The sequence below is a fragment of the Psychrobacter proteolyticus genome, assembly GCF_039762275.1.
In the GTDB taxonomy this organism is placed as follows: domain Bacteria; phylum Pseudomonadota; class Gammaproteobacteria; order Pseudomonadales; family Moraxellaceae; genus Psychrobacter; species Psychrobacter proteolyticus_C.
The window spans coordinates 373,591-393,076 of the sequence record NZ_JBDLOB010000002.1 but is presented as its reverse complement, the minus strand read 5'-3'; the positions used below and the strand labels follow the sequence as shown (position 1 = coordinate 393,076).

15 protein-coding genes are annotated in these 19,486 nt (G+C 43.4%); 9 read left to right on the top strand and 6 right to left on the bottom strand.

All coding sequences use genetic code 11. The features are described from left to right. Positions 1 to 63: 63 nt before the first annotated feature. Positions 64 to 2,709 carry a glycerol-3-phosphate 1-O-acyltransferase PlsB gene (gene plsB, locus ABFV72_RS04715; protein ID WP_431192080.1) on the bottom strand — a complete coding sequence of 882 codons (2,646 nt, stop codon included), beginning with the start codon at positions 2,707 to 2,709 and terminating at the stop codon, positions 64 to 66. A 424-nt stretch (positions 2,710 to 3,133) separates the two neighbouring features. On the opposite strand from plsB, the gene ybaK reads away from it, so the two are divergent. Together ybaK and ABFV72_RS04705 are read left to right on the top strand one after the other, a co-directional pair. Further along, positions 3,134 to 3,622: a Cys-tRNA(Pro) deacylase gene (gene ybaK / locus ABFV72_RS04710; protein WP_347162626.1), complete on the top strand. Its 489-nt coding sequence runs from the start codon at positions 3,134 to 3,136 to the stop codon at positions 3,620 to 3,622. Positions 3,623 to 3,827: 205 nt separating this feature from the next. Beyond that, entirely contained in the window at positions 3,828 to 4,202 is a 375-nt protein-coding gene (locus tag ABFV72_RS04705; RefSeq protein WP_347162625.1) for a 5-carboxymethyl-2-hydroxymuconate Delta-isomerase, read from the top strand. Between the two features lie 123 nt (positions 4,203 to 4,325). Here the strand turns inward: ABFV72_RS04705 and ABFV72_RS04700 are convergent, their stop codons facing one another. Then, a complete protein-coding gene (locus tag ABFV72_RS04700) occupies positions 4,326 to 6,146 on the bottom strand; it encodes an acyl-CoA dehydrogenase C-terminal domain-containing protein (RefSeq protein ID WP_347162624.1) in 1,821 nt (606 codons plus the stop codon). 382 nt (positions 6,147 to 6,528) lie between these two features. Here ABFV72_RS04700 and ABFV72_RS04695 point away from each other — a divergent pair, with 382 nt between their 5' ends. Continuing rightward, positions 6,529 to 7,650, top strand: coding sequence for an FUSC family protein (locus tag ABFV72_RS04695; protein WP_347162623.1), 1,122 nt, complete (start codon positions 6,529 to 6,531; stop codon positions 7,648 to 7,650). A 30-nt stretch (positions 7,651 to 7,680) separates the two neighbouring features. Here the strand turns inward: ABFV72_RS04695 and aroE are convergent, their stop codons facing one another. Further along, on the bottom strand, positions 7,681 to 8,544 hold the full coding sequence (gene aroE / locus ABFV72_RS04690) for a shikimate dehydrogenase (protein ID WP_347162622.1): 864 nt from the start codon (positions 8,542 to 8,544) through the stop codon (positions 7,681 to 7,683). A 490-nt stretch (positions 8,545 to 9,034) separates the two neighbouring features. On the opposite strand from aroE, the gene ABFV72_RS04685 reads away from it, so the two are divergent. Together ABFV72_RS04685 and ABFV72_RS04680 are read left to right on the top strand one after the other, a co-directional pair. Next, the gene (locus ABFV72_RS04685; RefSeq protein WP_347162621.1) at positions 9,035 to 9,697 is read left to right on the top strand and encodes a hypothetical protein; all 663 of its coding nucleotides are present in this window, start codon (positions 9,035 to 9,037) and stop codon (positions 9,695 to 9,697) included. A 3-nt stretch (positions 9,698 to 9,700) separates the two neighbouring features. Beyond that, positions 9,701 to 10,693: an aminotransferase class IV gene (locus ABFV72_RS04680; protein ID WP_347162620.1), complete on the top strand. Its 993-nt coding sequence runs from the start codon at positions 9,701 to 9,703 to the stop codon at positions 10,691 to 10,693. Between the two features lie 3 nt (positions 10,694 to 10,696). Here ABFV72_RS04680 and ABFV72_RS04675 read toward each other — a convergent pair whose 3' ends face one another. Beyond that, a complete protein-coding gene (locus ABFV72_RS04675) occupies positions 10,697 to 10,843 on the bottom strand; it encodes a DpnD/PcfM family protein (protein ID WP_347162795.1) in 147 nt (48 codons plus the stop codon). 195 nt (positions 10,844 to 11,038) lie between these two features. Between ABFV72_RS04675 and ABFV72_RS04670 the strand changes: the two genes are divergently transcribed. Beyond that, a complete protein-coding gene (locus tag ABFV72_RS04670) occupies positions 11,039 to 11,524 on the top strand; it encodes a hypothetical protein (protein ID WP_347162619.1) in 486 nt (161 codons plus the stop codon). 5 nt (positions 11,525 to 11,529) lie between these two features. Here ABFV72_RS04670 and ABFV72_RS04665 read toward each other — a convergent pair whose 3' ends face one another. Next, positions 11,530 to 12,294, bottom strand: coding sequence for a DpnI domain-containing protein (locus tag ABFV72_RS04665; RefSeq protein ID WP_347162618.1), 765 nt, complete (start codon positions 12,292 to 12,294; stop codon positions 11,530 to 11,532). Between the two features lie 170 nt (positions 12,295 to 12,464). Here ABFV72_RS04665 and mltG point away from each other — a divergent pair, with 170 nt between their 5' ends. Both mltG and tmk read left to right on the top strand, forming a co-directional pair. Beyond that, positions 12,465 to 13,754 carry an endolytic transglycosylase MltG gene (gene mltG / locus ABFV72_RS04660; RefSeq protein WP_347162617.1) on the top strand — a complete coding sequence of 430 codons (1,290 nt, stop codon included), beginning with the start codon at positions 12,465 to 12,467 and terminating at the stop codon, positions 13,752 to 13,754. 100 nt (positions 13,755 to 13,854) lie between these two features. Next, positions 13,855 to 14,574 carry a dTMP kinase gene (gene tmk, locus ABFV72_RS04655; protein WP_431192079.1) on the top strand — a complete coding sequence of 240 codons (720 nt, stop codon included), beginning with the start codon at positions 13,855 to 13,857 and terminating at the stop codon, positions 14,572 to 14,574. A gap of 177 nt (positions 14,575 to 14,751) precedes the next feature. Here tmk and ABFV72_RS04650 read toward each other — a convergent pair whose 3' ends face one another. Beyond that, on the bottom strand, positions 14,752 to 17,025 hold the full coding sequence (locus ABFV72_RS04650; protein ID WP_347162615.1) for a cation:proton antiporter: 2,274 nt from the start codon (positions 17,023 to 17,025) through the stop codon (positions 14,752 to 14,754). 966 nt (positions 17,026 to 17,991) lie between these two features. Here ABFV72_RS04650 and ABFV72_RS04645 point away from each other — a divergent pair. Next, complete coding sequence (locus tag ABFV72_RS04645) at positions 17,992 to 19,356, top strand: Do family serine endopeptidase (RefSeq protein WP_431192078.1); 1,365 nt, start codon at positions 17,992 to 17,994, stop codon at positions 19,354 to 19,356. The last annotated feature ends 130 nt before the right edge of the window (positions 19,357 to 19,486 follow it).

The following is a 19,486-nucleotide window of genomic DNA, read 5'->3' as shown; positions in this document are numbered from 1 at the left end:
TAACTATTAGAGGTCTTTTTTTGCTTAGCTTAAAATCTTAAAGAGTATGGACAGCTGTTAAGACTAACGCTTACGCCCAAACTTACGCTGTTTTTTATTACTAATCTCAGTAATGGCGTGAGTGATTTCTTCTTCGTCCAAACTAGCGACTTGCTGCAAGATTTGCATCATGTCAGGCGTTAGTACGTACTTAGCATGATGAGCGATATCGTTAATGCGATGATCAAAAGTCAGTATGCCTGTTTCATCGTCTTTTTGTAGATAGTCAAGACGAGTCAGCGCACTAATGAAACTGGTGAACAAGGCGCGGTCAAAGAAATCGGGAATATCATCTGCATAAAGCACAGACAAACGCTGTCCAAGTAGGTGACACAGGTCAACAACTTCGTTTTCAGTTAAATTGCCAGAGCCCTGCTGAGCGAGTAGGGCAAGTGTCATAAAATAACGCTCAAGGCTTTGACCAACTGGAGTGGCTAGCACTTGCAGCTGCTGATAGTGCTTACTATTAGACTCAGGAACGCTGAGCGTATCATCACCTAAGTCAACGATGAGCCCATGAGACAGCAGATTATCAACCTTCTTATTGAGCGTATCAGCTAAACCATGTGCTGGATAATACAAGAATAGCTCACTTTGTAAGAACGGATATAGCTGCTCAGCGATACTATCGAGACGGCTGCGTTTGATACGTCCATTGCGTGCGACTAGTGCAGACAGGAATGACAGCAAAATAAAGACATGCAATATGTTATTACGGAAGTAGCTGAGTAATGCTGCTTGCTTACCTGCGACCTGAATGATATCACCCAAGATGTGCGGCGTACGCTCAATAAGTTTTAACTTGATACCATAATCAATGATTTGCTGCGGCGTCATATCAGTGATAACCGTATCATCTGAGTAGACCAACTGCTGAGCCAGACCTTGATACAAAGCAATTTGCTCACGGCAAATATTTTCATCCAATGCCGCTTTCGGTGCCGATAGTAAAACTAATGACAGTAGCGAGACAGGAGTGACGACTGCAGCTTTATTGATATGCTGCATGACTTTCACGCCGATGTTATCAACCATAGCGCTGGTCTTTTCATCAAGCGGCGAGTCAGTACGATCAGATGGCAAACTATTGGCTGGCACATCGAATTTTGTCATAAAGTCGCTAAGATGCAACGGCGTACCAAAGCTCAAGTGCACATTACCAAAGATACGTTCGATTTTGCGGCCAACTTTGAGTAGTCCGATTAAAGACTCTGACTCTTTTGGTTTACCTTTTAGCTCACCAACATACGTGCCGCCTTCCATAATACGCTCGTAACCAATATAAGTTGGAATAAATACCACAGGTTTATTGGTTTGGCGTAATTGGCTATGGACGGTCATCGCTAGCATACCCATTTTCGGCGGTAGCAGGCGACCTGAACGTGAGCGACCCCCTTCGATAAAATATTCAATCGGGGTGTTGCGCGCGATAAGGGTATGCATATATTCGCGCAGTACAGCGGTATATAGCGCGTTACCACGGAAGCTACGACGAATATAAAAAGCAACGGCACCGCGTAATAGTGGGCCTAATACAGGTACATCTAAATTGTCACCTGCTGCGACATAAGGGATACTCAGGCCACGTTTATAGATGACATAAGATAGTAATAGATAGTCAACATGGCTGCGATGACAAGGCACATAAATCAGTTCGTAATCGGTCGCAAGGTCACGTACTCGCTCGAAGTGATGAACTTCTACGCCATCATATAACTGCGTCCACAACCATGTCAAAAACTTGTAAAAACCACGGATGATAGAATGAGAGTAGTCATTGACCATCTCATTAGCATAGCCTCTAGCCTGACTACGAGCTTCTCGAACGCTGGTCCCTTTTTCGGCTGCTTCCATCTCGATCGCATGTTTGATCGCTGGCGAGTACACCAGCTTATCTACCAAGTTGCGTCTATCTGATAGGTCAGGGCCAAGCATACTGGCACGCTGTTTATCTAAATAAATTGACAATTGCTGCTGCAACATACGAACCAGTTCACGATTACTATCAGCCGATGCGACTAGCGCATAGCTTGGTGTCTGCTCAGCGTCAGCTGAGGAATCACTGTTAGTAGCCGTTGACTCTGTATCGACTGAATCCGTCGCGGTTAAATCTGCTTTAAGGGCATCTGTAGCGACCGAATCAAAGGTAGCAGGTCCTTCCACGTCGCCTTTAAGATTATCATTGATGATGGTACGTAAGTCTTGCGGTGGGTGAAACTGTACAAAAGTGTCGCGGCCCATCACCCCGATATTAAATAGTTGCTTGGTAATGCTAGGGTCTTGCCAGTTGTCAGCAGTCAACAGTTTAAATAGAGAATCTTCTTTTTCAGGTGCGCGCCCCCACAGAATCGATACGGGCACTAGACGTACCTTTAGCTCGGGGTATTGTAATACAGCAGATACTAAGCGAGAAAGGCGAGGAGACAACTGGCTGTCTTTGGCACTTGGATGATTCAAAAATATGATGGCCGCATTTTCTTTAATATTATGGGCGGCATCATTTACTCCAACCAGTGCAGGCGGTAAGTTATGCTCTTGCGTCTGCAAGTCAATCAGAATACTGTTGGAACGAGAGTAGTCCTGTAGTACATAAAACCTTAGCGTCTGATCATCATTGTCGAACTCAGGTAGCTCGCCTAATAACTTAGGTTTTACGGCGATATCGAGCATCTGACCTGACAGCTTACGATACAGCTGATTGATCGGTGCATTAGAATAAGGCTTCGTAGCGATTGCATTGCCGTCAGTTTCAACAGTGCTATAAGTCGCGACGCCATCAGCTTTAGCAGTGCCATCAGTCGCGACCGGCGCTTTAAAAATCCGTTTTTTTAGGAACTTCGGTATCATAATCAGTATCAAAAATAGTCAAATATGTTGCGCTTATGATGCCATAAAAGCCACCAAAGCGATATATAGTGTCTGTATATACTACCAATATTAATACGGTTTGGTTACGCTGTAGTGAGTGACCAATTATACGAAATGCTCAAACATTTGAAAGTTCATATATTTAGCGTAATAATATATTTTTATCACCGATGACTCATAAATATAGCGTCCACTTTTCAATTTCACTTTATTAAGCCTAAAACTTATGACTCCAGCTATCGATCTTGCCAAAAAACGTAACCTTGATTACCAAGTACACGAATATACTCACGACAGCAATGCCGCATCGTTTGGTTTAGAAGCCGCAGAAAAACTTGGCGTAGTGGTAACACAAGTGTTCAAAACTTTAGTAGTGACCACCGATACTGGTGTACTCGCTGTGGCGATATTACCAGTCGATAAAACACTGAATTTTAAAAAAATGGCCAAGGCGCTATCTTCTAACAAATTGCTATCCTGCAAGAAAGTACAGATGGCTGACCCCAAACAAGTAGAACGAAGCACAGGCTATGTGTTGGGCGGTGTCAGTCCACTGGGTCAAAGGAAGCGACTAAAAACCGTGATAGATAGCACAGCTCAAGATCATGCCACTATTTATGTAAGTGGTGGTCGCCGCGGTCTAGAGATTGAATTGCCGCCTGCACAGTTGGCCGCGACGCTTGATGCTTGCTTTAGTGATATCACTGATGAGTAAAATGTTATACGGTGGCTATCATCTGCATATTATAAATTCGCCATGTCGGTAATTTTGCTAAGCATATTTATGAGTAATCTATATTGATTTTGCTTGTATTGAAGATATTTTGGCGCAAGATTATTGTAGATTGACCATAGCAATAAGGCGTAGACTTATACGCCAGCTTATCTATTAATTTTTATCTACATTTAAGGACATGCTCATGCCACATTTAACCATTCAAGTGACACCTAACGTCAGTATCGCTCACGAAGAATTACTGCTCAAATCGCTAAACAAAGTATTGTGGGATAGTGGTCAGTTTAAGCTGCCTACTGATATAAAAGCCCGCATTGTACCTATTAAGTCATTTCTAGTTGGTGTTGAAGACGATGAACAGGCCAATGGATTTATTTATGCTCACCTAAAGCTGATGAGCGGACGCGATACGGCCACTCGTGATCAGTTGGCTGAACTGTTGGTTGCTACTATCGAGGAAAAAATAGGTGCAGAGCAGTCAGGACGTGCGGCATTGCAGATATGTGTAGAAGTTGAAGAGATAAGTGCGGTCTATCATAAGAAGATGCTTGATAGCTAACAGTACTCGCCTTAAACAGCTCATTGCTGTGTATTCTGTATAAGCAGATTTTCAGTTAAGCACAAAAAAGCGTCTAAATAATAGGCGCTTTTTTATTGATTATCGATGCTATGTTAGTCAGTTTTAGTCTAAAAACGCAAAGTGATCGATTTCCATTGATGTCATGCTTTCGCTTGGGGCAACCATCGCTTCTGCGTGACCAGACGTGCGTGGTAGCAACTTATCAAAGTAGAATTCAGCAGTCTGAATTTTTGCTTTGTAGAATTCTGGTGCTTCTGTACCACCATTTTCTAGCTTTTCGTAAGCGACTGCTGCCATACGAGCCCAGTGATAACCCATCATCACATAGCCTGAGTACATTAGGAAATCATCTGACGCCGCTGAGATAATTTCACGATCTTTACGTGCCATCAGCATCAAGCGTACCGTCAAGGTGTTCCACTCAGCACATAGCTTGGTTAGTGCCCAAACGAATTTACGCATTTCTTTATCGAGTGCGTACTCGCCACACCATTTCATGATGCTAGAGGTGTAATCACGGATAATCTTACCTTTAGACTGCAAGATAACCTTACGACCTAGTAGATCAAGTGCTTGTACGCCAGTAGTCCCTTCGTACATCGTCGCAATACGAGCATCACGAGCGATCATCTCCATGCCCCATTCTTTGATGTAGCCGTGACCACCATAGACTTGCTGACCATGCTTGGCAGCTTCGATACCTAGCTCAGTTAAGAAGCCTTTTAGAATTGGCGTATAGAAGCCCAATTTGTCATCCCATTTTTCGAACTCTTCATCATCGCCATTAACGATACCTTGTGCCATTTTGTCGGCATAACGTGCTGAATGATAAATCATTGAGCGACCACCTTCAGCAAAGGCTTTTTGCGTCAGTAGCATACGGCGTACGTCGGCATGATGGATAATAGCATCAGCTACTTTTTCAGGATCTTTAGTACCAGATAGCGTACGCATAGAACGGCGTTCTTTGGCATATGGCAAGGCGTTTTGGAAAGACAATTCAGTATGGGCCAGACCTTGGATGCCAGTACCGATACGAGCCGTGTTCATAAAAGTGAACATAGCTTTTAGGCCTTTATGCGGTTCACCGATTAGGTAGCCGACTGCGCCGTCGAAGTTCAATACACACGTCGAAGATGCGCTGATGCCCATTTTGTGCTCAATTGAACCACAAACTACGGCATTGCGCTCGCCAGCTTCACCTTCAGCGTTTGGCGTGAATTTTGGTACGATAAATAGTGAGATACCGCGTGTGCCTTCAGGTGCATTTGGTAGACGTGCTAGAACGATATGAACGATGTTATCTGTTAAGTCATGCTCACCGCTTGAGATAAAGATTTTGGTACCGCTGATTTTATAGGTACCGTCATCTTGTGGAATGGCTTTTGATTTAACTTGACCCAAATCCGTACCACATTGTGGTTCAGTCAGACACATGGTACCTGCCCACGAGCCTTCGACCAACTTAGGTAAATACAGTGCTTTTTGCTCATCAGTACCGTACTGAAGCAGCGTGTTGATACAACCTGTTGATAGACCAGGATACATCGACCATGACCAGTTAGCAGTACCGATCATTTCAGCTTTAATAAGGTTGATTGACGTTGGCAGATTCATACCACCGAATTCTTCAGGATATGAGATACCTTGCCAGCCGCCTTCTACAAACTGGTCATAAGCCTCTTTGAAGCCCTTTGGCGTGGTCACGACGCCATCTTCAAAATGACAGCCTTCTTCACCACCTGATTGATAGAGCGGGGCAATGACGTTTTCAGCAAAATCAGCCATACCTTGTAGAATCATATCTACAGTTTCAGGATCAGCGTTTTCGCCGTTGTCTAAGCTTTTATAATGCGTCTGATAGTCAAACACATCATTGATCAAAAATTTGATATCACGTAAGGGGGCTTTGTAAGTTAACATAATCGCTCTCTTTGGTTAGTTCGCTATCATAGATTTATGGCGCAATATTTGAGTCACAACTTATGTAAGCGATATTTACTTATTTTAGATGAGCTAGACGTTATATTAGTCATCAAGTGAGTTATTAGTGGACAGCTTTCTAGTATATTAGTTATTAGAACGTCTTTAGCGACGGACAGCTGTTAGGGCGTTGATATGATTATAAATCTTCTACAGCGACAAATATACAACTAATAACTATTATTCATGATTAATTATGTTATTAATTCATTTTAGTTTGTATAGGTAAATTGTATCTTCGCTTGAAATTATTCTATAAAGGGCTATGTAGACTCATCTAAATTCAGAGACAAATGGACTTATCAAATAGGAAAAGCCATTTATGAGCACCTTAAAAAAGCAACAGCGAGCCTCTCGGTTAAGCGCACTATTAACTCATATCAAGTGGTTAATCGATGGTGAGCTAAGTCATTTACTGACAGTCAATCGCAGTCAGCGACCATGGCATATGCCAATCATTGCGGCGATTGCGATTAGCTTTCCAGTGTTTGTAGGAGCTTATTTTGGTGACTTGTCTTCAGGCATCAAAGCCTCGCTAGGCTCAATGATTATTTTAAACCTACCATTTGCAGGCGGGCTACCACATCGGCTAGTGACGGTCATGGCTTGGGGGTTTGCGATGATCCTGAGCTTTGCATTGGGTCTGATCGCGCAGCTATTGCCAGTACTTCGGCTACCCGTGTTTATGCTGATTGGCATTAGCGTAGTGATGCTAGGTCGTTACTATCGGCAACCACCACCAGCGGGATTGTTTGTGTTAATGGCGGGTGCGATTGCGCTATTTATACCCGTACCGATTGATCAAGTACTCTCAGCGATAGGGCTTGTGATATTGGGTAGTGGCTCCTCGATGTTGCTAGCGCTACTCTATAGTTTGTTCTTATTGGCGACGCGTCCTGTTGCTTCTGTACCTGTTTATGACTATCAGCCTGATATGATTAGCGATAGTCTTATCGTGGTAAGTTTCGTCAGTTTAGCATTGGTCGTTGCCGTTCTGTTAGAGCTGCCTTATCCATATTGGGCAGCGATGAGTTGCTTTATTATCATCCAAGGTATGCAGCTACGAACCATGTGGATCAAACAGTTGCATCGTTTATTGGGTACATTGGCTGGCATGGGCGTGGCGGGCTGGATGCTGTCTTGGGGATTATCAGGATGGGGTATCGCTATCGCGATACTGTGTATGATGTTTTTGATTGAATCATTTGTGGATCGGCATTATGGACTGGCGGTAATATTTATCACGCCGCTGACGATATTTATCGCTGAGTATGGTAGTACGATGTCAGTGCCTCCAGTCGTTGGGGAGGTTATTCAAGCGCGTATGATTGATACGGCACTCGGTTGCATGATTGGATTGAGTGGTGGTCTAGCGATACACTCTACGCGATTGCGTGTACCGCTGCGCCGTTTTGAAAATTGGCTGTTACTACGTTTTAGTTAATAGCATAGCTTTACAAAGATTTCTCTTTGATTAACGGTCTTTATTTAACGCTGTTGTCGCTTGTGCGACATCGATAGTATGCCCAGTCCAACGCTCAAAACTTAAAGCAGCTTGACCGATAAGCATACCGTAGCCTTCAGAGATCTGTGCGCCACGAGCGGCAAAATGTTGCAAGAACGGTAGCGGACGACCATACATCATGTCGTAAGCGTATTGACAGTTTAGAGCATCATCTAGCGGTAAGGTATCACCTGACAAGCCAATAGAGGTAGCGTTGATAATAATATCAAAGGTACCGCTCAATTCACTAGTAGCACAGCTCTCAATTTGCTTTGCTGCAATGATTGGACTGGCGTCACTTAGCTCTTTTATTAAATCAGTCGCTTTATTCACGGTACGATTGGCAATCGTGAGAGAGTTAATACCGGTTTCAAATAATGGCAATATTACGCCACGAGCAGCACCACCTGCACCTATTAACGCTACACGAGCATCGGTCAGCGGCCAGTCCATACTCGTAATGTGATTGATAAGTCCTTGACCATCTGTGTTATCACCATAGAGTGCTTCGGTGATGGGTACGCCGCTTTCTAATAGTGCTTTGTTCAACAGTAACGTATTGACCGCACCTGCCGTCTTGGCATGTTCTGATAAACCACCACGCGCCGCGCAGCAGTCATAAGCCACTTGTTTAAAAGGAACTGTCACATTGGCACCCAAACCACCACCGCAAAAAAACGCCTCAACGACAGCTGTAAAACTGGCGGCATCATCAGGACAGTACTGACGCTGATAGCTAATATCAATCCCTGCTTGAATAGCAAACTGCTCATGAATCTCGGGAGATTTACTATGGGCGATTGGATTGCCAATAACGATAAAGTGTTGGGTCATAAATAGTCCGCTGGCTAGAGAATAGAAATACTATCAAAGAAGCAATAAGTAGCGCTCAATCATCATAAGGGATAACGCTATAATTGACAAACCAAGAGGCCATCACCAATCAATGATTAGAAAGTGACAGCGTTAGTCAGAGGCTCCCCTATCGCCTTTAAAGATAAATTCTGACATTGAGGCAAACATACGCAAAATACGCGCAAGTAGTTTTCTACTTCCTACTAAAGAGAAGACTGTTTTAGTACGTCATATATTTAACAAATCTGTACTCTCGGGGAGTGCTCCGCGTAACGTAAAAGGTAGTCAAGTGCTGAGCAGTTGGGTAAACTATAAAATATGGCAACCTATATCAATATGCTGTAATGACTGCTAGATTATAATATTTGTGAAATGTGCTCTTTATTGAAAACTATTCGTTATCAGCGGCGTTCCTGCCAGCTCGTTAATACTATTTCGAGATCAATCTAAAAGTGTGAGTAAATTATCCATGTGGAATCCTAACCTACAGACCCTTCTAGTCGGTACGATAATGGCAGTTGGTGTGACGCTCAGTGGCTGTGACAGCACCAAAGAAGATGCTCAAAATCCAGATGCTGAGACCACTGAGCAGGCAACAACGAATGAGCCAGTACAGGACAGTGCAAACAATCCTGACCTAGATGGCGCCACTGCTCAGCAAGGTACGCCAGTAAGATATGATGTCGCAGCATGGGGTACGGATAAGGTTGAGTCGCTCGCTGTAGATGAGTTAGATAATATAAAATCTGTGTTTGGCGAAGTGATGAGCACTGACGAAAACAGCCTAGACTATGCCAGTAATCCAGCGGCAAAATATCGCTTTATGAAAACGGACGCGCCTTATCTAGATATCATCGACTCTGAAAAATATCTAGAGCTAGGCTGGTACTATGCCAATCCTACTGACACAGACAAAGAAAAAGAGCTGAGCCAAAACCACGCCAAAAAAGCCTATCAGCTATCGCGTCAATTGATGGGTGATGATGGCGGTAAAATGGTTGCTGATATGCTCAATAGCCAAATCATCAAAAACAGAATCGTCGGTGGACAAAAAATAGAGCTGGCAAAATGCGAGTTTTATAGCTGCATGCTGGTTATCAATAAAGCCGCCGCTCAAACAGACAATAGCTAAATCATGACCGATACGATGTCAGTGCCAAACGGTTGGGTGTGTCTGTACCCACCAGTCAGCAGTTTGACTGAAGATAATAGGTCGACTAGCCAAACGGTAACCATGTCACTAGATAGTCGCGGACTGGCATACGCTGATGGGTTCTTTACCACCATGGGTGTCATCGATGGATTGATACTGTGGTCAGACTATCATTATCAGCGACTTGTCTCTCATGCTGAAGCCTTGCAGCTAAACACAAATAGCGAAGAGTTATTAGCTGTACTGCAACTGTATGCCCAGCAGTTAGAGCAAGGTATGCTAAAGCTAGTAGTCACCCGCGCTGCGCAGGATGTGCGCGGTTATGGCTATACACCTAGTGCAGATGGTAGCGACTGTGAGATATGGTTAAAGGCTACCGCAATGCGAGTTTCTACCGCGCTGCAATTGTCTTTGCCTAATGGAAACTTGGTACCCATCCAACCTTATGCTTCGGCAATATGTTTGTCTTCTCAGATTGCTTGCTTACCGCCATCGCTGGCAGGTCTCAAGAGTCTTAATCGTTTAGATAATGTCCTCGCTAGTGGTGAGCTACAACAGATAAAAGCTGATCCATTAGTATCAAAGCTTGCTTCAACACTTGGTGAAGGTCTGCTACGCGATATGAACGGGCAGTGGGTCGAGGGTACGATGAGTAATGTATTCTATCAATTGGCAGAAGAGCCACTATCAGAATCCAAAACCACCTCTAGCGTTCATAAAGATAATGAAAACTACCTAACCACTGGCCAGTGGTACACACCCTCTATGGCTCAATCGGGTGTTGCTGGCGTCATGCGTCAAGTAATTATAGATGCGCTATCCACGACGCAATATCCAGTCATAATCAGGTCGCTACAAGATGAGGATTTACCTAAATTAACGCATTTATTCTTTTGCAATGCACTGCGCGGTATCATGCCAATGAGCAGTCTGACGTTATTGTCAGGTGAGGTTGTGGATCTTGAATCTGCCTAGCTGTTATTGAAAGATATTGAATTGGGTATCAATAAAATCATCTGGATATAAAACCACTTGCTCATTTCCATACATCTCTTGCGCTTTCAAAAGCGCACTTTGCTCATCTTCTGCGACAACATCCACGATAGTGCTTAATGTTTCGACAATTTCAACTTGAAAGGTTTGTGCTGCCTTTTTATCTTTTCTTATTATATTTACACTCGATTCTCATATATCACTTCAGTCATTTATAGCAAGTAGATTAGCAAAAGCCCTCGAAAGAAGTGATCGTCTTTTGTTACGCAGACTTGTGTCATAAAGCAAATCGATCAATGATCCTTTCTTTTAAAAGGATAAAATCGAATGAGTTCAGTCTATGAAGATAAACGAATCCCACTACAAGTACGTCGATTGATGATATTTAGTGAAATTTGTCTTAAAGCAAAACAATATCCTTATGAAAATGTCTATGTAGATACTAAATCGCAACTAGCATTTAGTGTTATGTATTTTAGCAAAAGTAAGAAGTATGTTGCTTACGGTAGTGTGTTTGAATATTCGTATATATCAGAGGAAGGCATTAAATACGATTTTAATGTTCCAATAAAGAGTGATTATTCAATGTGCCAGATTACTGTCAAAGGGCAGCCCTTCACTAGATCTGTTCGAACACCACTAGGATTGCTTATAGACTGGAACAAATATGTGAAGAATAAAGTCAGTAATTGCTTTGAAGATGACTTAAGTTCTTTATTTCTACTACATGGTGAGTTAGAAAAAGACTATGTTCCGCATAGGTTTTATGAAATTCTGGTATCAAGCGCAAATTTACCACTTTGGGACAATTGATAAGTTTAGTATAATTTTCGATAATGACCACGGCTTACAAATTCAATGATGCCTTTATCTCGTAATACTTGTAACTGTTGGCGGACCTTATCTTTTACATGGTTGTTTTCAGGATGTTTGAGCTGCAACTCATCAGCGAAACCATAAACCTGCTTTAGCGAAAAGTGAGTATCAAGCCTATCGATACATTGCCAGACATCGAGTGTCCAACCGCGTGAAGCCATAGATTGTTTGCGTAAAAACAAAGTCTTTTGGAACTGTTGGGTGACATTTTCACGCGGTATAACTTGTTGGTCTTTGACCAAAAACACTTTGCCTGATTCGGGTACTTGGCGTAAGTCAATATTGCAACCAACCCAACCTGCTCGTTTTGCCGTCACTGATAAGGGTTTACGCTTAATAATAATATCGGGTGTAAAGAAATGCTTGGGAATAATTAGAAAATTATTGACGGTGTATTCTTTTGAGTAGGTTAAAAAGAAGAAGCTGGGATTATCCTTACTATTGATACGCTCAATCATCGTCTTATAAGCACCATCATTGACAACATTGCTTAACTTAGCTTTTTTACTTTTTAGCTCATATTGCTCATTACAATTTTCGCAATAAAAATCAGCAACAGGTTTGTTATTAGCAAACTCAGCTAGCGATTGGGCGCTACAGTTGGTGCAGTAACTATTTTCTTTTACCCATGCTTCGCTGAGTACACGAACTTTTTGAGGTTCAGAGTGATAGTTTTTGGCAAGACTTTGGTTAAAATGTATGTTCATAAGATATTTTCATTATTAATAGATAAGCTGAGAATACTGAAAAAAACACCTAAGTATTAAGCCATATAAACTGCTATCAATAGCAAGATAATTCATAAGCTAAGCAAATACCATTGAAAATCGCACGGTTCAGTGCTAAATTCTAGCAAACATCTGCCTCGCGAGTTGCCATGAGCAAGCCTACACCCAATATACCACCTGAACGTCCCAATGAGTCGCCGTCAAACAAGCAAGATGGCACAGTCGAGGAGCGTGTCGATACCACGCTGCCGGACGCGCAACCAGTGGTAGATGAGGTGGAAGACACATCAGCAACGCCAGCAACCAACGTCTCGCTTATCAGTGGTAACAGTAAACCGCGTCAATATAAAGTCAATAACCCATCGTTTTTTATGCAACGTGGCTATCAAGTGCTGCTAGTGTTGGGGCTTATTGCTGCATTTTTCTTAGTCATGGTTTATCAGACGTTGTTTGGTCGTATCGAGCAGCCGCAGCAAATGGTCACGATTGAGCCAGGTCAGACGTATTATGGTCTACTACCGCAGTGGCAGCAGCAGATTCCGTTGTTTTCGGCAGGCGTGGCCAAGCTATATATCAAATCACAAGTCGATGCGCCGTTGCATGCTGGTACGTATCAACTGCCCGAAAACCCGACTATTGCTGAGGCGCTACAGATACTAGGTCAAGGCGCAAAAGCGGCTATGGTCAAGGTACAGATCATCGAAGGCAAGACATCTAAAGACCTTTACCAAGCGCTGCGTGATAATGACAAAATCGAAAAAGAAGTACTGACCGCAGATAGTGACAATGCCAGTATCGCCCAAGCATTAGATTTGACGGGTGTATTGCCAGATAGTGTGGCTAATAGCAGTGACCCGATTGTTAACTATAATCTTGAAGGTTGGTTCGCGCCTGATACCTACTATTATGGTGAAGGAACCAGCGATAAAAAAGTACTGACTGACTTGTATAAGCGTCAGCAGCAGGTACTGACTGATGCATGGGAAAATCGTGCGCCGAATCTGCCTTACAAGAGTCCATATGAAGCGCTAGTCATGGCGTCTATTATCGAAAAAGAGACCAGCGTTGCTGATGAACGTCCTTTAGTCTCTGCCGTATTTAGAAATCGCTTAAATAAAAACATGCGTATGCAGACGGACCCGACCATCATCTATGGTATGGGCAGTCGTTATGATGGCAATATCCGCCGCAAAGACATCAATGAAAAAACGTCTTACAACACCTACCAAATTGATGGTTTACCGCCAACGCCAATTGCGCTACCATCAGCGGCCTCTATCGAAGCGACTTTACATCCTGCCGATAGTGAAGCGTTGTATTTTGTGGCAACGGGCACTGGCGGGCACAAATTTACCAACAGCTTGGCTGAGCATAATCAAGCGGTAAAAGACTATCTCAGTGTCATGCGTGAGAAAAAATCTCAAACGCCGCCGCAGTAATACTCCTTCTTAATCCTCTTAAAAAACTTATCGTTTATTGAGTGCTACAAAGTAGAGGTAGCGCTCATCAATGACATAAGGTCATATCATGTCAGTATCTATGCACACCAGCGCAACACCGTCACATACCAACACACCACCATCGAATCTACCTGAATCAAGTGCTTCAAATACGGAGACGGCACCGACTTTAGGCCGCTTTATTAGTTTTGAAGGGACTGAAGGCGTGGGCAAAACCACCGCGATTGAACAGCTGTGTTTGCGGTTAGAAGCAAATGGCATCTCATATCTACGTACTCGTGAACCCGGTGGTAGCCCATTTGCTGAGCAATTGCGTGACATATTATTGGACCCAGCGACGGATATCGAAGACGATACCGAGCTGCTACTATTGTTTGCGGCGCGCTGTGATCATATGCAGCAAGTCATCTTACCAGCGCTCCAAAATGGTACTTGGGTAATATGTGATAGATTTACCGATTCTACTATTGCGTATCAGGGCTTTGGGCGTGCGTATGGCGACGAGTTGGTACGTGGCAAAATCGATATGCTTATCAAACAATTTGTGGCGCAGCTTCCTGAGCTGACATTGTGGTTGGATTTGCCAGTAGCAGAGGGTATGAAACGTGCCAACAAGCGCAGTGCGGCAGATCGTTTTGAGCAGCAGGCTACCGAGTTTTTTACTTGGGTGCATACTGGTTTTAGCCAGCTTGCGAGCGAGTATCCTGAACGTATACAGCGTATTGATGCATCGGGCAGTACGGATGATGTGAGTGCGCGTATATGGCAGACGGTTATGAATAGATTCGATATCAAATAATTAGGTTTTGCCAAGTAGGTTTGTAGATTTATAAGGCAGTTAGATGTAATCGATAGTTAGTTAGTTAGTTAGTTAGACAGTCAGTTAGCACCAATAAAAAGCCCCAGCAATATGCTGGGGCTTTTTGTTAAGGTAAATATTTCATCTTTAAATCAATAAAGCAGATAACTATGCACGTTATTTGTCATCTATTTTATCTACTTTTACACCCTCAGTAGTAGCGATAGAGGCGTCGTTATCCTGAGCAGAGTCAGGTAGACGGTTTGGGTCAAGTGCCCCTTTTTTGTTTTTGGGCGCACTACCATTGCCATTACTATTCGTAGAGGTTTTGGTCTTCGAAGTCGCTGTCGAATTTGCAGACATGACGCCTTTATTATCCACATTCGTAGCAGACGTTTTTGGCTCTTCTACTGGCTCACTTTTCTCTACAGTAGTGCTAGAAGGTGACTTAGTCTCGGTGCTACTGCTTTGAGTAGTTGATGACTGATTGGCAGTGTTTTGCTCATCATTTTTGTCACTATCTACCGAAGACTCTGGCGCTGCTGTCTGACTGTCATCAGGGCTAGGCTCCTGCTCTTTGCGCTTTTCAGGGGCTTTTGAGTTAGACTCAAAGTTAGCATCAGCTGCCATGCGAGCCTGCTCTTGCTTAGGCGTTACATCGACTGGCTTCGGCTGTACTTCATCGTCTACCACTAGCGATATAAGCTTACGGTCACGAGGGACAGTACCGTCAAACTTATCGGTGATGACGTGCAGTTTGCCTTCTTTGTCGACGGTATATAGCGGTACAAATTGCTTATTGTCGGCTTTATACTGCTCAAAGCTATAGCTATCCGTGATGTTGGTAATCTTAATTCGAGCTTTTTTGGACAACATACTGGCAAGCTTGGTATAGGTCACATCTTTGCCAAACAACCACTGTGAATGGAAGTTAGATTGCTTGTCATCACGCTCGCTTTTGACTTTCTCATCACTGAATTTAAGACGGTATAGCTTACGCTCGCCAAATTCATGACGATAGTGAATCTCGGACAACGTATTCATTTCTTTGTCCATACTCATCGCAAACAAGCGACCAATACCGATCAGATCTAGATGATGATCTGCGTGATCAGAGATAGGATTACCAAAGTAAGTACGCAGACCGCTCATGCGTGCGCGTGCAATATTGGTGTAGTTATTGTGCGCAACGATGACGTCGAAGCCTTGGTCTTTGAGAGAGGTAGCAATCAATAGTGCAATTGGGTTTGAGCCGACGATAAGGATACCGTTGGTCTCAGGCTCACGTACGCCAAGTAAATTACCGACGACTTTTGCACCTAGACCCTGAATCATGACCGTACCGATAATGACCATAAATACCAGAGGTACAAGCAGCTCTACGCCTTGAATATCATACTCTTGCAAACGAATCGCAAACAGTGATGAGATTGCAGCGGCAACGATACCACGTGGCCCAATCCAGCTAATCATCAGCTTTTCATTGGTCTTAAGGTTAGAGCCGATAGCTGATGCCCAGACTGATAATGGACGTGCGACAAACATCACGATAGCGAGCAGCACTAGCCCTGCAAAACCAACGCTGAGCAAGCTTGCCAACTCTACACGCGCCGCCAGAATAATGAATAGCACTGAAATCAGCAAAATGGTTAACGATTCATTGAACTCTAGAATAGTCTCACGTGGGAATTTTGGCCAGTTCGCCAGTGCCACGCCCAATACTGTGACAGTCAATAGACCTGACTCATGCTCTAGATGATTTGATATTGAAAATAACACCAGTACAAATGCTAGAGTAAAAACATTACGCAAAAACTCAGGAATCATATGACGGCGCATGAGGAAGGCAAGTAGCCAAGCGCCCGCCATACCCATTGCTGTTGCCAATACGACAATCTTAGCAAACAGTAGAATACTACTGGCTTCGCCGCCTGAGATAATGTACTCATAGACCAATACCACAGCGATAGCGCCGATTGGGTCAATGATAATACCTTCCCATTTCAAAATGTTGGAGATGGTTTTGTTGGGGCGTACACTACGCAGCAGCGGCATAATGACTGTCGGACCAGTCACACAGACTAGTGCACCGAACAGCAACGCAATCAATGGGTCGACATCGAATAGTAGATAAGTCGATAGGGCCACGATAGCAATCGTAATCAGTACACCGACCGATACTAGCATCTGTACCACGGTACCATGTTGCTTAATCTCATCGAACTCTAGCGTTAACGATCCTTCAAATAGGATAATCGCTACGCCCAAAGAGATGAAAGGGAACATCAGCTCGCCCAACACCAAGTCTGGGTCAAATACACCCAGCACTGGGCCGACGATAATACCAATCAGTAATAAAAATAAAATGGATGGTTGCTTTAAATACCAAGCCAACCATTGGGCGGCAATGCCAATCCCAACCACGCCGGATAGCAAAAGGGCGGTATCCATAAATTAATCCTTTTATAATCTTGTCATATTTTATATCTATCGATAGCTGTTATAAGATAGTTGCTACCGTTTATTTAACAATAAGTTGTTATCCGTTTCTGTTGTAGCTAGACCACCGCACTGATAGCCCTTATGAATCACAACGTAAGCTAGATATGATATAACTACTATAAAGTAGCAAAGACAAAAGCGCTTCTAGATAAATCACAATACGCTAGAAATGCAAAAGATGGAAAACAAGAGTGATGATAGCCAGTTTATAAACCTGCAATAAACAGTCTTATATACAAGCTAACTTTTGTTTGTTTAGTAAAATATTTGGTTTGACATCATACCATGATTTTATTTCAAGCTGATGTAAGCCGTACCTGCTAAAAAGCTATCTTACGGCCACGAAAGTATACGAAGCCCGTATGAAATAACGTTGTCTTGGGTTATCCTGCACTATGTAAAAAGCCTCAACATAATACTTTAAGTTTTTATTTATCATACAGTAGCTGCGTGGGGCATGCACGTCGCGCACAGGATAATAGTGTTAGCGCCATGAAATGTCATATACTGATTGCTGACATGGTTTATTTTTATAAGACACTATTAATCATGTTCTACACTATTAACCATCTTCTAAAGACAGGCACTCTATAAATATTCAAGTAATGAGTAGTGTTAACAATAAGCGTAAAGTAATGGTTAAATAGCTATGACAATAAGTTCGAATAAAGGTGCTGCGCCGCATAAATAGACAAGATAAATAGATAAAAGAATATAATTCACCGAATAGTAACGAATAGGGGCATGCCGCTAGGTGTAGTCACTATCGCTGACAATCATAACGTGGCTGTTAATAACAGCGATTACTCATATGGAGGACACAAAATGCCTATCAATATGTTCAAAGGACAGACCACTGCCAATATGCAGCGCTGGTTACAACGTAGTGCGCTGGCACTTGCTGTTAGTACCGCGATGTTCGCTAGTATTAATGTCACGACGATAAACAGTGCTCAGGCTGCAGTCACTACGGCTGATTTCTCTGGTTTGGTGCAACAAGTCACGCCAGCAGTAGCACGCGTCAATGTCACCAAAACGATTAGTGAAGCCGAGCTTGCTAAGGCTCAGACTGCTGAAGTGTTGCGTCAGTTCTTTGGTGATCGTCTACGTATCCCTGATCGAGTCGCGACGCCAGCGATTGAACATGCTTATGGTACGGCCTTTTTTATTACCTCTAATGGATATATGCTGACCAACCATCATGTCATCGCAGGTGCGGACAAAATCACTGTGACGCTTAATGACAGAACCGAGCTTGATGCAACTTTGGTCGGTAGTGACGAGCGCTCAGATGTGGCCGTGCTAAAAGTTGAAGGCAATCAATTTCCAGCCCTGCCTATCGGCGACTCAAGTGGTCTAAAAGTAGGGGAACCAGTATTAGCAATCGGTTCGCCATTTGGTTTTGACTACTCAGCCTCTGCTGGTATTGTCAGTGCCAAGTCGCGTAGCTTCTCACGTGAGACAAGCGTGCCATTTATCCAAACGGATGTGGCATTAAACCCGGGTAACTCTGGCGGACCACTATTTAATCAGCGCGGCGAAGTGATTGGTATCAATTCGCGCATTTTTAGTGGTACCGGCGGTTATATGGGGCTGTCATTCTCTATCCCTATTGACGCTGCCATGGATATTTATGAGCAGCTAAAAAATGATGGTGAAGTGGCGCGTGCATATCTAGGAATCTATCCACAAGATATCGATCGTAATCTGGCCGAGGCTTATAATTTAGAACGCCCTCAAGGTGCTTTACTGACTCGTGTATCACCAGATTCACCAGCACAAAAATCAGGCCTAAAACCTGGTGACATCATTTTGCAATACAATGATGTACAAATCATGGAGGCGTCCGATTTGCTGAACTTGCTCAATCGAGCGCGTCCAAGCGACTCTTTCCGTGCACGGATTCAGCGTAACGGTAAGCAGATGGGGATTAACGGCAAGCTCGCTTATGCGCCCAATGATGTAAGAGCACAGAGCGGTGATGAGCAAAATGACGATGTACAGTTGGGCTTGCGTTTACGAGATTTGACGGCAGATGAACAAGCAGAAATCGCAGTCGATAATAAAACGGGCATATTGGTTACCACAGTGGATCCCACTGGATTGGCCGCGCGCTCAGGTATTCTAGCAGGTGATGTTATTACTAACTTTCATCAAAAGCCGATTAAAACAGTGGCAGACTTTTCAGGTGCTATCTCATCTCTTCCTAAAAAAGGCGTGGTCACTATAGAAGTTATACGCCAAGGCATTCCTGCTATTATTGGTCTGCGTATTGAGTAGGTGTCATGATTAAAGCGTGACTGTTAATGTTACTAATAATGTAACTCAGATTACGGTGCAGAGTATAAAGGCAGCGCGCACGTCAATAATTGTGCTTGTCTATCATGGAGGTCGACCTCTATAATGTTTG

What these genes read in the sequence shown, in the direction of transcription:
- plsB (WP_431192080.1), bottom strand. Translation starts at nt 2,709, where the DNA reads ATGCTCGATATCGCCGTAAAACCTAAGTTATTAGGCGAGCTACCTGAG.
- ybaK (WP_347162626.1), top strand. Translation starts at nt 3,134, where the DNA reads ATGACTCCAGCTATCGATCTTGCCAAAAAACGTAACCTTGATTACCAA.
- ABFV72_RS04705 (WP_347162625.1), top strand. Translation starts at nt 3,828, where the DNA reads ATGCCACATTTAACCATTCAAGTGACACCTAACGTCAGTATCGCTCAC.
- ABFV72_RS04700 (WP_347162624.1), bottom strand. Translation starts at nt 6,146, where the DNA reads ATGTTAACTTACAAAGCCCCCTTACGTGATATCAAATTTTTGATCAAT.
- ABFV72_RS04695 (WP_347162623.1), top strand. Translation starts at nt 6,529, where the DNA reads ATGAGCACCTTAAAAAAGCAACAGCGAGCCTCTCGGTTAAGCGCACTA.
- aroE (WP_347162622.1), bottom strand. Translation starts at nt 8,544, where the DNA reads ATGACCCAACACTTTATCGTTATTGGCAATCCAATCGCCCATAGTAAA.
- ABFV72_RS04685 (WP_347162621.1), top strand. Translation starts at nt 9,035, where the DNA reads ATGTGGAATCCTAACCTACAGACCCTTCTAGTCGGTACGATAATGGCA.
- ABFV72_RS04680 (WP_347162620.1), top strand. Translation starts at nt 9,701, where the DNA reads ATGACCGATACGATGTCAGTGCCAAACGGTTGGGTGTGTCTGTACCCA.
- ABFV72_RS04670 (WP_347162619.1), top strand. Translation starts at nt 11,039, where the DNA reads ATGAGTTCAGTCTATGAAGATAAACGAATCCCACTACAAGTACGTCGA.
- ABFV72_RS04665 (WP_347162618.1), bottom strand. Translation starts at nt 12,294, where the DNA reads ATGAACATACATTTTAACCAAAGTCTTGCCAAAAACTATCACTCTGAA.
- mltG (WP_347162617.1), top strand. Translation starts at nt 12,465, where the DNA reads ATGAGCAAGCCTACACCCAATATACCACCTGAACGTCCCAATGAGTCG.
- tmk (WP_431192079.1), top strand. Translation starts at nt 13,855, where the DNA reads ATGCACACCAGCGCAACACCGTCACATACCAACACACCACCATCGAAT.
- ABFV72_RS04650 (WP_347162615.1), bottom strand. Translation starts at nt 17,025, where the DNA reads ATGGATACCGCCCTTTTGCTATCCGGCGTGGTTGGGATTGGCATTGCC.
- ABFV72_RS04645 (WP_431192078.1), top strand. Translation starts at nt 17,992, where the DNA reads ATGTTCGCTAGTATTAATGTCACGACGATAAACAGTGCTCAGGCTGCA.